This is a genomic window from Lentilactobacillus parafarraginis DSM 18390 = JCM 14109 (assembly GCF_001435895.1).
GTDB classification, from domain to species: Bacteria; Bacillota; Bacilli; order Lactobacillales; family Lactobacillaceae; genus Lentilactobacillus; species Lentilactobacillus parafarraginis.
Genome location: NZ_AZFZ01000242.1, coordinates 1 through 245, shown reverse-complemented (window position 1 = coordinate 245; position 245 = coordinate 1). Strand labels below are relative to the sequence as shown.

Annotated in this window: 1 protein-coding gene; it reads left to right on the top strand. The window is 50.2% G+C overall.

The window, feature by feature from the left end; genetic code table 11:
- Positions 1 to 245: IS3 family transposase (locus tag FD47_RS15300; protein ID WP_156404185.1), on the top strand; the 245-nt coding region annotated here is incomplete at both ends.

Here is a 245-nt window from a genome sequence, read left to right as displayed (position 1 = left end):
CAAGAAAGCCATCACCACCAGGTAACTAAGATGTGCCGAATCCTCGGTGTTTCCAGAGCTCAGTATTATCGTTATCGATCCCCCAAGCCTTCAAAACGCCGGGCCGAAGATGAGGACTTAAAACAACGGATTCTGCGGATCTTTGCGGAATTCAAGCAGCGATACGGCGTTATGAAGATCCACCATGAATTGAATCTGGAACTTCAACCACTGCAGCGTCGGTGCAGCCCAAGACGGATTTCCCG